The following is a 15,180-nucleotide window of genomic DNA, read 5'->3' on the forward strand; positions in this document are numbered from 1 at the left end:
CCCCGTCGCGCGAGGTGGTTCCACATGTTCCACGCCGCTCACGTGAACGTCCGGAAGGCTGAGTTGTCGGCGGGGAAGGACGTGCCGCGGACCGGACGATCCTCTCCGGGGCTGGATTCGTCCACGGTTTCGGAACCGGGCCTCTTGTCCGCCGGGGCGAAAACGGCATAGTCGGTGAATTCATCACATGGTGTCGATCCCCCGCCGTTCGGCCGTCTCGCCGTCCTGGCCCGCTGATGATCGAGGAGCGTCCGCTGCCGTCCGGGGAGCGTTGCCCGTGACCTCGGCCTGCCCGGCCGCACGCACCATCCGACCAACAGAATTGGTTCACCGTGCACTTGACTCCGCATGAGCAGGAGCGCTTGCTGATCCACGTCGCGGCCGACGTAGCGGGGAAGCGCCGCGACCGGGGGCTGCTTCTCAACTACCCCGAGACCATGGCCCTGCTGACCGTTCACGTCTTCGAGGCGGCGCGCGACGGCAGGACCGTCAGCGACATCATGGACTCGGGCCGACGGGTGCTCACCCGTGACGACGTGATGGACGGCGTCCCGGAGATGATCAAGAACGTCCAGGTGGAGGCGACCTTCCCGGACGGCACCAAGCTGGTCACGATCCACGACCCCCTCCCGGAAGCCACGCAGGAGCCCGAGGTCCACCCGGGCAAGGTGGAGCACCCCCGGCCGGCGCGCAGGCCAAAGTGCCCGGTCGACTGCGACGACACCGACTCGTCCGCATGCTGCGACGAGTGCGCGGACGCCACGTCCTGGCATGAGGCGATCGCGTTCAACGAGCACTTGCAGGGCGACAGGAAGACGATCAAGGTCAGGAACACGTCCGACCGTCCCGTCCAGGTCGGCTCCCACTACCACTTCGCCGAGGTCAACCCCGGCCTCAAGGTGGTCGAGAACCCCGTCGGCACGTCCGTGAGCGACGAACCACTCAAGGACTGCGCCGAGGCGAAGGGGCGACGGCTCAACATCGCCGCGGGCACGTCCGTGAGGTTCGAGCCAGGAGACGTGTGCTGCGTCGAGCTGGTGAAGATCGAGGGCGATGCCAGGAACGACACCCGCAAGATCCAGGGACTGCGCAAGGGGATCGTCCGATGAACAGCCAGCAGGGGCAGACAGGCCGGCAGAGGCAGAGCAACGTGCTGAAGCGGGCGGACTACGCCGCTCTGTACGGGCCCACCACCAAGGACCGTGTCCGCCTCGCCGACACCGATCTCACCGTCGAGATCGAAGCCGACTGGAGCGGCGGACCCCGGTACAGCGGCAACGAGATGATCTTCGGTGGCGGGAAGGTGATCCGGGAGTCGATGGGCATGTCCCACATCCCCAGGGACGGGGGCGGCACAAAGGATCGCATTCCCGTTGACACGGTCATCACGGGGGCGCTGATCCTCGACTGGTGGGGTGTGCTCAAGGCCGACGTCGGCATCAGAGACGGCAGGATTCACGCCATCGGCAAGGCGTACAACCCCGAGACGATGGACCCGATCCCGGCGTTCGAGAAAACCGCTCGTGAACAGGCGGGCGAGCGGCTGCCGGTGAAGGCGACGAACTTCGTGGTCGGCCCGAGCACCGAGGTCATCTCCGGCAACGGCCGGATCCTCACCGCGGGGGGCGTGGACACCCACGTCCACTTCATCTGCCCCGGGGAGATCCACGAGGCCCTGGCCTCGGGCGTGACCACTCTCATCGGCGGCGGCACCGGCCCCGCCGAGGGCAGCACGGCCACCACCGTGACCCCGGGCGCGTGGCACATCACCCGACTCTTCGAGGCCCTGGACGAGTACCCGGTCAACATCGGGCTGCTCGGCAAGGGCAGCACGATGAACGTCCAGGCTCTGAACGAGCAGGTGGACGCCGGCGTCATCGGCCTCAAGATTCACGAGGACTGGGGTGCCACGCCCGCGGTGATCGACAGGGCGCTGGCGGTCTGTGACGAGCGCAGGATCCAGGTCGCCCTGCACGCCGACTCGCTCAACGAGTCCGGCTTCCTGGAGAGCACCAAGGCTGCTTTCAGGAAGCGTTCTGTCCATGTCTTCCATGTCGAGGGCGCCGGAGGGGGCCACGCCCCGGACATGATCGAGCTGGTCAAGGAGAAGAACGTTCTGCCCGCCTCGACCAACCCCACCCGGCCCTTCACGGTGAACACCGTCAAGGAGCACGTCGACATGATGGTCGTGTGTCACCACCTCAACCCGGACATCCCGGCGGACATGGCCTTCGCGGATTCCCGCATCCGGCCGTCCACCATGGCGGCGGAGGACCTCCTCCACGACATGGGCGCCATCTCGATGATGTCCTCGGATGCCCAGGCGATGGGGCGCATCGGCGAGATGATCATGCGCACCTGGCAGACCGCCCACGTCATGAAGTGCCGCTACGGTGCGCTGCCCGAAGACCTGCAGAGCGCGAAAGTCCGAACGATCCGCGAGGACAACAAGAACAACAAGAACAACAAGCACGCCTTCAACGAGGACAGGCTGAAGCCGAACGACAACTACCGGGCGCGCCGGTACGTCGCCAAATACACGGTCAACCCGTCGATCACCCACGGCATCGCAGGTCACGTCGGTTCGGTGGAGCCGGGGAGACTGGCCGACCTGGTGCTGTGGGAGCCGAAGTTCTTCGGCGTCAGGACGCACATGGTCCTCAAGGGCGGCCAGCTCGCCTACGCGCAGGTCGGCGACGCCAACGCCTCGATCACGACGCCACAGCCCTACCTGCCGCGGCCGGTCTGGGGTTCCACCGGGCGTGCCCCGGGGAGCAACTCGGTGAACTTCGCCGCGCCGGGCGTGGCCGACCGGCTGAACACCCGGTTCGTCCTCACCGAGGACAGCGGCAAGAAGGTCACGGGGGTGAAGACGGAAGGGCTCGGACTCAGCAAGAAGTTCGTCGAGATCTCGGACACCCGGAACGTCGAGAAGAAAGACATGAAGCTGAACGACACGGTGCCGGACAGCCTCGAAGTCGACCACAACAGCTTCGAGGTCACCATCGGCGGTGCGACGACCAGCGACGCCCGCACCGAACTCAACGGTGCGACCGTACCGCGCTCCTACGTCACCGAAGTCCCCCTGGCACAGCGGTACTTCCTCTTCTGATCCGGAATCTGCCCGGCCGTCGGCGCCGCCGCGACGGCCGGCCCCGGTTGCCCGTCCGGGCCACCGCGTCACCCTCCACCCCGCGAAAGGCAGCCGCTCGCCCATGAGCCGCGCAGCCCTGCTCCTCCTGGCCGACGGCCGCTTCCCCGCCGGTGGGCACGCCCACTCCGGCGGCGTCGAGGCCGCGGTCGCCCACGGAGCCGTACACGACGCCGACAGCCTGGAGGCGTTCTGCCGCGGGCGTCTGCACACGACCGGTCTGACGACGGCCGGGCTGGCCGCCGCAGCCGCCGCCGGACACGACCCGCTGCTGCTGGACGACGCCGCCGACGCGCGCACCCCCGCCCCCGCCCTACGGGCCGTCGCCCGAAGGCTCGGCCGCCAGATGCTGCGCGCGGCTCGCGCCACCTTCCCGTCGGCCGAACTCGAGCAACTGGCCACCGCGCGTCCCCAGGGCGCCCACCAGCCCATCGTCCTGGGACTCGCCGCCCGCGCCGCCGGGCTTGCCCCGGTGGACGCCGCTCATGCCGCCGCGTACGAGAGCATCGGTGGCCCGGCCACCGCGGCGGTGCGCCTGCTGAGCCTCGACCCCCTCGACGCCTCGGGGCTGCTGGCCCGTCTCGGCCCCGAGACCGACGACGTCGCAGCAGCCGCGGCCGACGCCGCGACCCGCGCCATGACCGAGGGCATCGACGCCCTGCCGTCGGCCTCCTCACCCCTGCTGGACATCACCGCCGAGCAGCACGCCGCCTGGACCGTCCGGTTCTTCGCCTCCTGACCACCACCCGAACACCCGAATGTCCCAACGGAGTCGCCATGCACCTCGACCACTCTCTGCCCCACCAGCACACTCCCAGCGCTTCGGCGACCCGGCCCGACGGCAGCCGCCGTGCCCTCCGCGTCGGCCTGGGCGGCCCCGTCGGCTCCGGCAAGACCGCGACCGTCGCCGCGCTCTGCCGCACCCTGCGCGACCGTTGGTGCATCGCCGCCGTCACCAACGACATCTACACCCGCGAGGACGCCGAGTACCTGCTGCGCGAAGCCGTCCTGCCGCCCGAGCGCATCACCGCCGTCGAGACCGGCGCCTGCCCGCACACCGCGATCCGCGACGACATCTCCGCCAACCTGGAAGCCGTCGAGCACCTGGAAGCGACCCTGCACCCCCTCGACCTGGTGCTCGTCGAGTCCGGTGGTGACAACCTGACCGCCACCTTCTCCAAAGGCCTCGTCGACGTGCAGATCTTCGTCATCGACGTGGCCGGCGGCGACGACATCCCCCGCAAGGGCGGACCCGGCATCACCACCGCCGACCTCCTCATCGTCAACAAGACCGACCTCGCCCCGCACGTCGGCGCCGACCTGGATGCCATGGCCGTCGACGCGAAACGACAGCGCGGCGACCTTCCGGTCATCTTCACCGCCCTCACCTCCGACGACGGCATCCGCGAAGTCGCCGACTGGGTGACCGGCCACCTCACCCGGTGGCGCGCCGGGGCAGCTGTATGAGCCCTTCCTCCGCACTCCCCTCCCCCCGAGCCACGCCCGGCCTCGACGTACCCCCAGCCGGCGCCCAGGAGCCCGCCGGCCACCCCGACGGCGTGCGTGCCACGGCCCGGATCCGCGCCGCGCACAACGGACGCGTCACCACCCTCCCGCAGTTGCGCAGCGACGGACCCTTCCACCTGCGGCGCCTGCGCACCGGCGGGAGCGCCGCCACGGTGGGGATCATCGGCGCGATGAGCGCCCCCCTCGGCGGCGACCGGCTCACCCTCGACATCACCGCCGAGGACCGGGCCGAGCTGGAGGTCACCACGGCCGCCGCCACGCTCGCCCTGCGCGGCCCCACCACCGAAGCGGCCACCTACGACGTGCGGCTCACCGCCGGAGAACACGCCCGTCTGCGCTGGCTGCCGCAGCCCCTGATCAGCGCCGCCGGCAGCAATCTGAGGCAGACGTACACCGTCGAACTCGCCGCCACCGCACGGTTCGTGCTGCGAGAAGAGCAACTCCTGGGCCGGGCAGGCGAGGAACCAGGACGCCTCGTCAGCCGGATCCTGGTCCACCGCGCCGGGCGCCCACTCCTCGACCAGCACACGGTGTACGGGGTGCCCGGGTCCGGCTGGGACGGCCCGGCCGTCCTGAACACGCACCGCGCCGTCGGCCAGATCCTGGTCGTGGATCCGCGCCTCGACGTCCGACGAGACCCCGTGCTCCTCGGCGAAGGCATCGAGGACGGTTGTGCCGTCCTCGCCCCGCTGGCCGGCGGCCCGGCACTGCTCGCCACCGCCGTCGCACCCACCACCTCGACGCTGCGGGAACTGCTCGACGAGGCGTACGCACACGCCCTCGCCCGCTAGCGAGGACGGTCGAGTACTTGCCCGGTCCTCGCGGTGCCGGTGACGTCAACCACAACCCCCGACGAAGTGTGGCGTGCGCCGGCGGTGATGGTGGACGGACAGCCCAAGGCCTCGCCCATGTCGACGGCGATCTCGGTGGTGCCCTGACGGGCGAGCAGGTGGGCGGCCAGGCAGGCGGAGCTGTTCGCGTTGGCGATGTCCTCCGGTACGCCGATCGACGGGGCGAACATGCGGGCCGCGGCCCGGCCCGAGGCCGACATCGGAGAGTGGACGAAGCAGCCCAGCAGGCCCAGGCGGTCACAAGCGGCGGCGAGCCGGTCGGGGGCCGGGGCCAGTGCGGAGAGAGCGGACCGGGTAGTGACGGGGACGAGCAGCCGTGGACGTCCTAGCGTGGCGATGCAGGCTCCGGATGCGGCCTCCGCGGGGAGCCCCAAAGCGGGGAGGAGCACCGCGAGTTCGCCGGCCGAGGTCTCACGCAGGCCTACCGGCCCCGCCTCGAAGACGACCTCGACGGACGACGACGCCTCGCGGACTGTGCGCCCCTCGATGACTCGCCCCGACACACGCAGGTCGACCCGGTACTCCTCGCCGCCCGCGTGCTCGGCGAGGAAGGCCAGGGCGGCCACGGTGCCGTGGCCGCACGCGGGCAGTTCCCCTTCCGCGGTGAAGAAGCGCGCCAAGACCACGGGCCGGTCGTTCCCGCTCCTGTCCACCCGATCATGATCAGCCGAGAGAAAGACCGCGTGGGACGTGCCGGCCAGGGCCGGCACGCCGCGGCGCTCGTCGTCGGCCAACAGGTTGTCGGCCAAGGGCGACGAGGCCTCGTCCACCACTGCGGTTGGGCTGCCACCACCGCCTTCGCGCAGGCACGCGTGCACGATCGTGATGGGCAGGTCGCGGCGGCCCGCCGACGGACGGGAAGGGCGACTCACCGGACGCGGGGGAGGACGTCGGCGAAGCGAGGCGCGCCGGGCTCGTGCGGCACCCGCGCGGCTCGCGCGGCGAAGCTGATGGCGTGGTACCAGCCGCACAGCAGGAGCAGGTCGAGCAACTGGAGGTCGCTGAAGACCGATGCGAGCCGTGCCCACAGTGCGTCGTCGATGTCGGAATACTCGTGCAGCGCATCGACAGCGAGGATGAGCAGCCGTTCCCGCTCGGACGTCCAGCACTCGTCGGCGGGGCCGCCGTGGACCAGCGACGCCGTCTGTTCGCGTGTGAGGCCGACCCGCTCGGCGTAGGTCATCACGTGCACGCCCCACTCGTATTCGCAGCCGCACAGCGCGCACGTCCGGTCTATGACGATCTCACGTGCCCGCATGGTCAGGGTCAGCTGCCTCCCCAGCTCGTAGCGCCCCCACCCGTGCATGGCGCTGGTCATCGGCAGGTTTCTGGCGAACATCCGGAACAGCCCGATCGGCGGAGCTCCCCCAGGCATCATGCTCGCGAGCTGTGCGCCGACCTCGTCGGTGTACGGCGGCTCCAGCGGGACTATCCGCGGCATCGGCCCTCCCGTTGCGCTTGTTTCGAAATCAGAAACGCGAATGGATGCTAGTGTTTCTAATAACGAAACGCAAGGAGGGGCATGCCGACACCGCGCCCGGGAACGCCGGTTCGTGGCTCCACGACCGGTCGTCCGATCATGGCCGCGATGGACCTGTTCGGTCGCCGCTGGGCGCTGCGAATCCTCTGGGAGTTGCGTGCCGGCCCGCTCGGTGCCCGCGCACTGCTCGCGCGGTGCGAAGGCCTGTCGTCCAGCGTGCTCTACCAGCGGCTCCGCGAACTCACGTCGAGAGGGATCATCGCTCCCTCGGCCGATGGTTACGAGCTCACCCAGCTGGGCGTAGCCCTTGGCCACGCCCTCCGTCCGCTCGACGAGTGGGCGACCATCTGGGCGGAGGCGGAGGCGGAGGCGGAGGCGGAGGCGGAGGCGGAGGCGGAGGCGCAGGCCCAGGCGCAGGACGGCCAGGCCGAGCAGGCGGATTGACCCGCCAAGGTCCTGTGGTCGGACGCATGGGCGATGGCGCGAAGGTCTCGCACGCCCGGGCGTTGCGCCGCTACGCGTCGGGGGCTTCTCGGGCATGCCGCACGCAGCGCTCCTCCTTCGAGCCCATCGCGGGGAGCTGGATGCCGGCCTGGGGTAGGGCGGCGGCGAGGGCGTCGCGGGCTTCGAGGTCTTCCTGGGTCTTTGGGGGTGCCGGGGGTTCGGGGAGCGTGCGGTGTGGGGGTCGTGTGGGTCCTCGTCGGTGTGGTTGGCGGTGTGGTTCCGCTGTTTCCATGACCGGCCTGTGCTGGCTGAATTACGCTGTGTAGTCCGGTCGTTACGAAGATGCGTCCGGATGCGGGCGACCGGGGTGTGGACGGGGCGATGCCTCCCCGCCGCGCGCAGGTGGTTCCACACGTTCCACATCGTTCACGCGCACGTCCCGGAGGGAGCAGCGGTATGCCGCAGCGACGCGTCATCACCGGCCGCAGCCAGGAACCCCGTCAGCGGTTCGCCGAGGAGTTGCGGACCCTACGGGCGGGGAGCGGAACAAGCCTGCGGGCCCTCGGCGAACGGCTGGGCTGGGACTGGTCGTTGTTCGGAAAGATGGAGAAGGGCGAGACGCTCGGCAGCCCGGAGGTCGTCCAGGCGCTGGACCAGCACTACGGGACGCCGGGGCTGCTGCTGGCGCTGTGGGAGCTGGCCGCCGGGGACCATACGCAGTTCCGGGAGCGGTACCGGCGGTACATGGCGCTGGAGGCGGAGGCGGTGAGCTTGTGGCACTTCGCGGTGAGTGTGCTGCCTGGGTTGTTGCAGACGCCGGGGTATGCGCGGGAGGTTCTGGCGGTCGGCGGCCTGAAGGGGAAGGAACTGGAGCAGCAGACCGAGGCGCGAATGGGACGGCGGGAGTTGCTGGAGGGCCAGGATGCACCGCCGTTCCGGACGATCCTGTCGGAGGCGGTGTTGCGGACGCCATTGCGGGACGTGGCTGAGTGGCGCGCGCAGCTGGAGTACCTGGCAGAGATGGCGGAGAGGGAGTCCGTCACCGTCCAGGTGCTGCTGCAGAGCGCAGGAGTGCACGGCTTGGTCGGCACCGACGTGTGGTTCCTACGCCTTGCGGATGGGCGGCCTGTTGCTTACACCGAGAATGCTCACTGGGGTGAGCTGGTCGAAGAAAGTGCGAGGGTCGAGCGCTTGCAGCGTGCCTACGATGTGGTGCGCGACATGGCCCTGCCCCCTGGCGAGTCGCGAAAGTTCATCCTGCGCATGTTGGAGGAAGTGCCGTGCGACCTTTCGACTTGACCGTCGCGACCTGGCGAAAGAGCAGCTATAGCAACCCGGACGGTGGCGCGTGCGTCGAGGTCTCTGACGACTTCGCCGCTGCCGTCCCGGTACGGGACAGCAAGGTTCCCCACGGCCCGGTGCTTGTGTTCCCTGCTGGCGGGTGGACCTCCTTCGTTTCGGCAATCAGGAACCGGCAGTTGAGCGACTGATCAGACAAGGCAACGGTCCCGCGGGCGTCGGTTCGCGGGACCGTTCCATGGACGAGCACTGAGCGTGATCATCCGTCAAGGCCGGATCCCGGCGGAGCAAACACTCGATCAGGTGTTCTCCGTATCCCAGGTTGCGGGGCCGCGGGAGATCGGTCCGGTCTCGTACGCGAAGACGACCGCATGGCCCGGCTGTTCAGCGTGAGCTTGCTCATGCAGCGGTGGACCTGTGTCTTGATGGTCGCTGTGCTGAGTACGAGTCGCCGGGCGATGGCGGAGTTGGCCATGCCCGCTCCAACCGTAGGCCCGGAGCGATCGCTCCACCCGGTCTTCAACCACAGCTACACCCCTGGTGGTACATGGGCAACCACCCTGGTTGCAGGCGCAGTTCAACCGATGGTTGGGCGAGAGGGGAACGACCCTTGCTCTAGCTTTCTAAGCACCGAGGGAACATCGCCTCGGGCGGGCTCCAACCCTGTGGGGGGTGGGACGGGCTCATCGGGCGGGGGACATTGCCTTGAGCTCCTGTCGTGTCGTCCACCCAGCTGGGTCTGCCCGGTAGGCGGGGCGCCGTTCCCAGCCACACCATCAACATCCAGGAGGACTGTCATGGTCAAGGGCATCACGCTCAGAGGTGTTCGGAGCAAGCTGGTGATCGCAGCCGCGGCCGCCGGACTCATCATCTCCTTCTCCGGCTCGGCCCACGCGGCCACCGGGTACGACCTGACGCCGACCACGGGGGACATCGGAGGGGCCTGGGCGCACGGCAGCTTCTGGAAGGGCTCGGACGGTCGTTGGAATCTCGATGGCCAGCTGAAGGACACCGCCAGTGACGGCAAGGGTGCCGCATTCAAGATCAAGGCAGTGTATGCCGATGGGGGAGTGCGTTACGAAGAGGTGTGGAACACCTTGGGCGCCGGCCAGAGCGTGCCGATAGGCGCTTACAACTTCGCCTCCAGCCTGCGTTATTGGGAACTCCAGGAATGCATACTGGTCCGGGCCAGCGACGGCAGCATCCACGTCGGATACTGCGCGCCTGGCGTTTTTACCCAGTATGTCGGGTAGTTCTGTCGCTACATCACCGCCCAGTACTGCGACACCGGGTAGTGCGCCGTCAGGCTGCTGAGGAATCGGCGAGTGCCGTCGGCGAGGCTCGCGAAATCCGTTGGTCCGAACCCTCGTGGCGGTCCGCCGGTTTCGCCGGCGGCCCGTCTCGGGTTGGATCAAGGTGGGGGGCGAGTGACGTCGCGCCGAGGCCCGGACCAGGCGGTCCGGGCTTCCGCATGGGCTCGCCGGGTTCCTACTTGCCTGTCCGGCGACCTCGAACCGCGGCGGCCGGGCGCCAGGCGCGCAGGTCGTCGTCCGTGAGGCCGTGCTTGCCCTGCTCCATCTGCCGGTCGCCCTCGAAGAACTTGGCGGGGGTCGGGACATACGACGGGACCGGGACCAGGCTGAAACGGGCGGGTGCTGCGCGCGGGCCTCTTCGGCGAGCCCGGGAACGTCGAGCCGTCCGGTGGCGGCTGCCGCGCCGCGCCCACCGCGGACGGGCTCGGTGCGCAGAGGTGATCGTCGACCCCCGGGCGCCCCCGGGTCGCCTCCGCGGCGGTGATCCGCCAGAATGGGCGCCTCTTCGTTTCGTACCGAACCACCGAGGTTTCCCGTGACCCACTCCGTGGCCCGCGAGCCGCAGCGGCGCAATTCGCGGTCCAACCGGGCGCGCATCCTGGCCACGGCCCGTCAGGAGCTCGGCCGGAATCCGGACGTCACCCTGGAGGAGATCGCGCGGGCCTCCGGTGTCGTACGGCGTACGCTCTTCGGCCACTTTCCCGGGCGGGCCGCACTGTTGGAGGCGCTCGCGGAGGAGGCGTCCGAAGCGCTGCACGGTGTGCTGGCGGACGCGGCCAGGCCTCAGGAGCCGGCCGAGCGGGCGCTCGCGCACTTCGTGTACGCGCTCTGGCCGGTCGGCGACCGCTACCGGCTGCTCCTCGCGCTGGCCCAGCGTGACCTGGGCCTGGAGCGGGTGGCCGAGATCCTCGCCCCCGCCCGCGACGAGGTCACGGCCATCCTGGCGCGGGGGCAGCGCGACGGTGTGTTCCACACGCAGCTGCCGCCCGCCGTGCTGAGCGCCGGGCTGGAGGGGATGCACATCGCGCTGCTGGAGCAGGTCAACACCGGGGCGCTGGAGGACGACGGGACGCGGACGGCCGTCGCCACGCTCGTCGCGGCGGGCGTGCCGGAGGGGCGGGCTCGGGCCGTGGCCGCCGACGTCCGGCGGGCGGAGGCCGCGGACGACGCGCCGACGACGACCGGCGGGGAGCCGGTGGGCGGCGTCTGAGCCACGTCGAGACGCGCCGGTGACCGGGGGACGGCTGCCGAGCCGGGCGTCGGCTTGATCGTCCTCGCGGTCCTGCCCGGCACTTCCGGGCGCGGTGTCCACGACGCCGTCAGCCGCGTTGCCCCGCCCCGTCGACGATCCCGGTGGAGACACGGGTCGCCGTGGCGATCACCGTGCCCTTCGCGACGAAGGGTCCCCCGGAGGCCTTGCCGCCCACGTAGTAGTCCAGGCCGGCCACCCACCGGACGCCCCGGTAGGCGTCACGGTTCACGCCACGTCCGGGGACGCAGCCGCTTTCGATCGCGCAGGCGCGGCCGGCGGCCAAGGGGCCTTGTTCGGGACGGAGCTGCCGGCCGGGCTCAGTCGGAGGCTGCGGCGGGCTCCGGCTCCGCCGACTCCTGTGCCGACTCCTGCGCCTGCGCCTCCTCCGTGGCCGCGTCCGGCAGCAGCCCGCTCAGCGCGGCGCACTGCTCGGGACCCATGACGTGGGCCAGCGCCTCGGTGACCGTCTCGGCGAGCACGGCCGACGCCTCCCGCAACAGCCGGCGCGCCTTGTCGGTGAGGGCCACCCCGACACCGCGCTTGTCGCCGCAGACCGACTGGCGGGTGACGAGGCCGGCGTGCTGGAGGCAGGCGATCTGATACGTCAGCCGGGTCTTGGGGCGCCCCAGCAGCTCCGCGATCCGGGTCATGCGGAGGCCTTCCCGGGGCTGCTCCGCCAACAGGCACAGGACCAGGAACTCGTCGTGCGAGACGTCGAGCCGCTCCTTGACCACTGACCGCAGCCGCTGCTCCACCGCCCCCGTCGCGGCCAGCAGCAGCATCCAGCCGCGCAGCTCGGGCGGCAGCAGACCGCTTCCGGCGCCCTGCGCGGACGGGCATGCGGGCAGGTCGGCGGGGTGGTCAGCGGGGTCTGCCATAGCTTCGAGTGTATCCGTAGTCCAAATTTGCATGACCTGTTGTTCAGTTTTGGATTACCCGATAGCGTGGCCCCGCATCCTCATCCAAATTTGGACCACCAAGGAGAACGCCATGACCGTCGCCGTGGAAACCGGACTGTGGCAGCTCGACGCGGGCGCCTCCACCGTCGCCCTGAAGCACAAGACGATGTGGGGCCTGGTCACCGTCAAGGGCGTCTTCACCGCCGTCAGCGGCGGGGGCGAGGTGGGCGCCGACGGTGCCGCCACCGGCACCCTGACCCTGGACGCGGCCTCCCTCGACACGAAGAACGCCAAGCGGGACACGCACCTGCGCGGCGCGGACTTCTTCGACGCCGACAACCACCCCGAGATCACCTTCGCGGTGCGCTCCGCCGCGCTCGGCGCCGACGGGGCCGTGAAGGTGTCCGGTCAGCTGACCGTGCGCGGCATCAGCCGGCCCCAGTCCTTCACCGCGCGACTGAGCCAGGCGGACGCCGACGCCGTCACGCTGGACGCCGAATTCACCGTGGACCGCAGCGAGTTCGGGCTGGGCTGGAACCAAATGGGCATGATCCGCGGCCTGACCACCGTCACCACCACGCTCCGCTTCACGCGCACAGTGGCGTGATGAACCGACCTGAACCGACGTGCCGTCAGCGCGATGGCAGGCGGAGGGTTTTGCCCACGTCCGTGCTCGACAGGGTCTGCGGCGCCCCCGTGAAGGCCCGCAGCCGGATCCGTACGCCGGGGCGCGGGAAGCGGAACTTCCCTGAGGGCGGCCGGAGTTCGTAGACGGCCGTGGTGTGCGCGGGGAGCGTGCGGGAGCCCTTCGTGATCGTCCAGTACGGGGCGAAGCCCTGGCCGGTGGTGAGCGTGAAGTGGGGCGTGAGGGCGTCGTCGCCGGTGTTCTCGACCCGAACTGTCAACAGTGACACGCCAGTTGGTGAGGTACGCCGGACCGACGTGACCCGCATGTTCAGCGGTGGTGTACCCGTCACTCCGGCCGTCGCACTCGCCAGGGCCGGGACGACGACCAACACGGCCGCGGCGATCCGGACCGGCCGCCGGTGCGCTCCCGCCAGCGGGCGCGGGCGCGGCTGCCACGCCCCGGCGAACTCCGACAGGGGCGCGGTGACAGCGGCCGCCAGCCACAGCGGCGTCATCAGCAGGTAGTAGCCGTCCTGGGAGCGCGTCGCCAGGAAGAAGGCACACCAGGGCAGCACGGTCGCCGCCGGACCGAGCCGCCGCACGAACAGCACGAACAGCACCAGCAGCCCCGCCACGAGCAGCTTGCTCGCACGGCTGTACCAGTCGAGCCGATCGCTGCCGTCCGTGAAGTACAGCGAGACGCCCACCAGGCCCTGACCGTGGATCACCGCGTCCTGGGTGAGCGGCAGCACGATCCCGCCGAGCCAGTTCCGGGGTTCGCGCACGATGAAGTACGTGTTGATCAGCAGCCATACGGTGACGGCGACCCCGGCGACCCGCAGCAGCACGCCCGCCGCCGCCCGCGGGCCCAGCTCGCCGCGGCGCAGCGCGTAGAGGCCGGCCAGCAGGAACGGCGTGACGAACCAAGGCAGTTGCTGCGCGGCGCACGCCGCACCCAGACACGCCGCCCGAGCGATCCCGGCGCCGCCGAGCCGCCCGCCCCGCCCGATCCGCGGCCAGCGCACCACCACCGGGATCAGCAGCGCCAGCGCCACGATCGCCGGATAGCCCTGCCGCGCGTACATCGGCAGGAAGGAGAACCCGAGGCACACCATGGTCGCCGCCGGCCGCCACGGCGTCGGCAGCATCCGCCACAGCACCGCCGCGCCGATCAGGAGCGCGCCGGTGTCCAAGGCGGTCGCCGGGGCGCCGTCGTGCCCGATCCACAGCAGCGGCGCGGTCAGCAGCGGGGCGAGCGGGGGATAGCCGTACGTGTAGTCGTAGCCGCCGTGCATCGTGGGGGTGAGCGCGATGCCGTGGCCGAAGAGCCAGGGCCAGGGCTGTCCGTAGACGGGGTCGCCGTCGACGATCCCCCGGGCCGCCTGGGTGGTGAGAACCGCCTCGTCGTTGCCGTGCGGGTTCATCACCCACGCGCACAGCACGAGCGTCACGGCGGTCAGCAGCACGCACAGGTCGACGCGGGCCGGCGAACGGCCGCGCCGGGCCGTCAGGGCGAGCACCCCGCAGACCAGGATCGACGCGTAGCACAGCGAGATGGCCGCGGCCACGGCCGGCCGGTGACCGGCCGCCTGCGTCCAGACCGTCCGGGTGCCGATGAAGAGGCTGACAGCGGAGAGCAGAGTCAGGACGCGATGCCACTGCTCGGCCGGCACCTGAGGGGCGGACACCGCCGGGTCTGGGTTTCGGCCGGGTGCCACCAGCGGGGATTCTGCCAAGTACACGGTTCCGCAACGTAATCAGGGCTGATGAACGCGGTGCACCTGGAGGTGAAGATTCCGGTGTGGCGGGGGAAAGAGGCAGTTGTACGCCACCTCGGGCGGTGGCGGTCCGTGTCGCTGTTGGGCCGAACGGGTGACTTGGCGTAAGAATTGGCTGGTGCACGCATTGAAGGCGAGTCAGTTCGGGGGGTGCCGGTGAACCGTTACGACGTCACCGATGAACAGTGGGAAGGGCTCGCTCAGGTCGTTCCGTTGCGAGGCCGCGACGCGTGGCCCTCGGCGGTGGACCATCGCTCGCTCCCCGACGCGGAGACGGAGACCCGGCGCCGCTTCGTCGTGCTGCGGGTCAATGTCTTCGCGGACGCCCGCGAGGTCGCCGAGACGCTGATGGCGGGCATCCCGGTGCTGCTCGACCTGACGGGCGCGGAGACCGACACCGCCAAGCGGGTCCTGGACTTCTCCACCGGGGTCGTCTTCGGCCTGGCCAGCGGGATGCACCGGGTCGACCGCAACGTCTTCCTCCTGACCCCGCCGGGCACCGAGGTCAGCGGAATCATGGAGGGGGCGGGGATTCCCGGGGCCTGACGCGCGGACGACC

Annotated in this window: 18 protein-coding genes and 1 pseudogene; 13 read left to right on the forward strand and 6 right to left on the reverse strand. The window is 70.3% G+C overall.

The genetic code is table 11. The features are described 5' to 3' along the window. Positions 1-332 precede the first annotated feature (332 nt). The 6 genes and pseudogenes from OG289_RS37070 to OG289_RS37095 form a co-directional block, all read left to right on the forward strand. Positions 333-629, forward strand: a pseudogene (locus OG289_RS37070) (urease subunit gamma); the annotation flags it as partial. 39 nt (positions 630-668) lie between these two features. Next, the gene (locus OG289_RS37075; protein ID WP_327320915.1) at positions 669-1,109 is read left to right on the forward strand and encodes an urease subunit beta; all 441 of its coding nucleotides are present in this window, start codon (positions 669-671) and stop codon (positions 1,107-1,109) included. Next, positions 1,106-3,112 (forward strand): urease subunit alpha, encoded by a 2,007-nt coding sequence (locus OG289_RS37080; RefSeq protein WP_327318389.1) that lies wholly within the window; start codon positions 1,106-1,108, stop codon positions 3,110-3,112. Before OG289_RS37075 ends, OG289_RS37080 begins: the two co-directional genes overlap by 4 nt. Positions 3,113-3,215: 103 nt before the next feature. Further along, positions 3,216-3,890: an urease accessory protein UreF gene (locus OG289_RS37085; RefSeq protein ID WP_327318390.1), complete on the forward strand. Its 675-nt coding sequence runs from the start codon at positions 3,216-3,218 to the stop codon at positions 3,888-3,890. Positions 3,891-3,928: 38 nt separating this feature from the next. Then, positions 3,929-4,618 (forward strand): urease accessory protein UreG, encoded by a 690-nt coding sequence (gene ureG, locus OG289_RS37090; RefSeq protein WP_327318391.1) that lies wholly within the window; start codon positions 3,929-3,931, stop codon positions 4,616-4,618. After that, entirely contained in the window at positions 4,615-5,469 is an 855-nt protein-coding gene (locus OG289_RS37095) for an urease accessory protein UreD (protein WP_327318392.1), read from the forward strand. The genes ureG and OG289_RS37095 overlap by 4 nt, the downstream gene beginning before the upstream one ends. Here OG289_RS37095 and OG289_RS37100 read toward each other — a convergent pair. Then, entirely contained in the window at positions 5,466-6,401 is a 936-nt protein-coding gene (locus OG289_RS37100) for a PhzF family phenazine biosynthesis protein (RefSeq protein ID WP_327318393.1), read from the reverse strand. The two genes, OG289_RS37095 and OG289_RS37100, sit on opposite strands and share 4 nt — an antisense overlap. Beyond that, positions 6,398-6,970, reverse strand: a complete 573-nt coding sequence (locus OG289_RS37105) for a carboxymuconolactone decarboxylase family protein (RefSeq protein ID WP_327318394.1) — start codon at positions 6,968-6,970, stop codon at positions 6,398-6,400. The genes OG289_RS37100 and OG289_RS37105 overlap by 4 nt, the downstream gene beginning before the upstream one ends. A 138-nt stretch (positions 6,971-7,108) precedes the next feature. Between OG289_RS37105 and OG289_RS37110 the strand changes: the two genes are divergently transcribed. The 3 genes from OG289_RS37110 (at position 7,109) to OG289_RS37120 (ending at position 8,943) form a co-directional block, all read left to right on the forward strand. Then, a complete protein-coding gene (locus OG289_RS37110; RefSeq protein WP_327320916.1) occupies positions 7,109-7,453 on the forward strand; it encodes a winged helix-turn-helix transcriptional regulator in 345 nt (114 codons plus the stop codon). Between the two features lie 456 nt (positions 7,454-7,909). Beyond that, entirely contained in the window at positions 7,910-8,752 is an 843-nt protein-coding gene (locus OG289_RS37115) for a helix-turn-helix domain-containing protein (protein ID WP_327318395.1), read from the forward strand. Next, positions 8,734-8,943 carry a DUF397 domain-containing protein gene (locus OG289_RS37120; protein ID WP_327318396.1) on the forward strand — a complete coding sequence of 70 codons (210 nt, stop codon included), beginning with the start codon at positions 8,734-8,736 and terminating at the stop codon, positions 8,941-8,943. The genes OG289_RS37115 and OG289_RS37120 overlap by 19 nt, the downstream gene beginning before the upstream one ends. Before the next feature lie 68 nt (positions 8,944-9,011). On the opposite strand, the gene OG289_RS49825 is transcribed toward OG289_RS37120, so the two are convergent. Beyond that, positions 9,012-9,227, reverse strand: coding sequence for a hypothetical protein (locus OG289_RS49825; RefSeq protein WP_442819008.1), 216 nt, complete (start codon positions 9,225-9,227; stop codon positions 9,012-9,014). 322 nt (positions 9,228-9,549) lie between these two features. Between OG289_RS49825 and OG289_RS37125 the strand changes: the two genes are divergently transcribed. After that, entirely contained in the window at positions 9,550-10,005 is a 456-nt protein-coding gene (locus OG289_RS37125; protein WP_327318397.1) for a hypothetical protein, read from the forward strand. Positions 10,006-10,600: 595 nt separating this feature from the next. Beyond that, a complete protein-coding gene (locus OG289_RS37130) occupies positions 10,601-11,275 on the forward strand; it encodes a TetR/AcrR family transcriptional regulator (RefSeq protein WP_327318398.1) in 675 nt (224 codons plus the stop codon). Between the two features lie 109 nt (positions 11,276-11,384). Here the strand turns inward: OG289_RS37130 and OG289_RS37135 are convergent, their stop codons facing one another. Both OG289_RS37135 and OG289_RS37140 read right to left on the reverse strand, forming a co-directional pair. Then, positions 11,385-11,546 (reverse strand): hypothetical protein, encoded by a 162-nt coding sequence (locus OG289_RS37135; RefSeq protein ID WP_327318399.1) that lies wholly within the window; start codon positions 11,544-11,546, stop codon positions 11,385-11,387. 88 nt (positions 11,547-11,634) lie between these two features. Next, positions 11,635-12,195 carry a MarR family winged helix-turn-helix transcriptional regulator gene (locus tag OG289_RS37140; protein WP_327318400.1) on the reverse strand — a complete coding sequence of 187 codons (561 nt, stop codon included), beginning with the start codon at positions 12,193-12,195 and terminating at the stop codon, positions 11,635-11,637. Between the two features lie 112 nt (positions 12,196-12,307). On the opposite strand from OG289_RS37140, the gene OG289_RS37145 reads away from it, so the two are divergent. After that, a complete protein-coding gene (locus OG289_RS37145) occupies positions 12,308-12,823 on the forward strand; it encodes a YceI family protein (protein WP_327318401.1) in 516 nt (171 codons plus the stop codon). Between the two features lie 25 nt (positions 12,824-12,848). Here OG289_RS37145 and OG289_RS37150 read toward each other — a convergent pair whose 3' ends face one another. Continuing rightward, positions 12,849-14,531 (reverse strand): hypothetical protein, encoded by a 1,683-nt coding sequence (locus OG289_RS37150; RefSeq protein ID WP_327318402.1) that lies wholly within the window; start codon positions 14,529-14,531, stop codon positions 12,849-12,851. Positions 14,532-14,771: 240 nt separating this feature from the next. Here OG289_RS37150 and OG289_RS37155 point away from each other — a divergent pair, with 240 nt between their 5' ends. Continuing rightward, on the forward strand, positions 14,772-15,167 hold the full coding sequence (locus OG289_RS37155; protein WP_327318403.1) for a cell division protein SepF: 396 nt from the start codon (positions 14,772-14,774) through the stop codon (positions 15,165-15,167). Positions 15,168-15,180 lie beyond the last annotated feature (13 nt).

This window comes from Streptomyces sp. NBC_01235 (assembly GCF_035989285.1).
Taxonomy (GTDB): domain Bacteria; phylum Actinomycetota; class Actinomycetes; order Streptomycetales; family Streptomycetaceae; genus Streptomyces.

What these genes read in the sequence shown, in the direction of transcription:
- OG289_RS37095 (WP_327318392.1), top strand. Translation starts at nt 4,615, where the DNA reads ATGAGCCCTTCCTCCGCACTCCCCTCCCCCCGAGCCACGCCCGGCCTC.
- OG289_RS37140 (WP_327318400.1), bottom strand. Translation starts at nt 12,195, where the DNA reads ATGGCAGACCCCGCTGACCACCCCGCCGACCTGCCCGCATGCCCGTCC.
- OG289_RS37105 (WP_327318394.1), bottom strand. Translation starts at nt 6,970, where the DNA reads ATGCCGCGGATAGTCCCGCTGGAGCCGCCGTACACCGACGAGGTCGGC.
- OG289_RS37110 (WP_327320916.1), top strand. Translation starts at nt 7,109, where the DNA reads ATGGCCGCGATGGACCTGTTCGGTCGCCGCTGGGCGCTGCGAATCCTC.
- OG289_RS37145 (WP_327318401.1), top strand. Translation starts at nt 12,308, where the DNA reads ATGACCGTCGCCGTGGAAACCGGACTGTGGCAGCTCGACGCGGGCGCC.
- ureG (WP_327318391.1), top strand. Translation starts at nt 3,929, where the DNA reads ATGCACCTCGACCACTCTCTGCCCCACCAGCACACTCCCAGCGCTTCG.
- OG289_RS49825 (WP_442819008.1), bottom strand. Translation starts at nt 9,227, where the DNA reads ATGGCCAACTCCGCCATCGCCCGGCGACTCGTACTCAGCACAGCGACC.
- OG289_RS37080 (WP_327318389.1), top strand. Translation starts at nt 1,106, where the DNA reads ATGAACAGCCAGCAGGGGCAGACAGGCCGGCAGAGGCAGAGCAACGTG.
- OG289_RS37125 (WP_327318397.1), top strand. Translation starts at nt 9,550, where the DNA reads ATGGTCAAGGGCATCACGCTCAGAGGTGTTCGGAGCAAGCTGGTGATC.
- OG289_RS37115 (WP_327318395.1), top strand. Translation starts at nt 7,910, where the DNA reads ATGCCGCAGCGACGCGTCATCACCGGCCGCAGCCAGGAACCCCGTCAG.
- OG289_RS37085 (WP_327318390.1), top strand. Translation starts at nt 3,216, where the DNA reads ATGAGCCGCGCAGCCCTGCTCCTCCTGGCCGACGGCCGCTTCCCCGCC.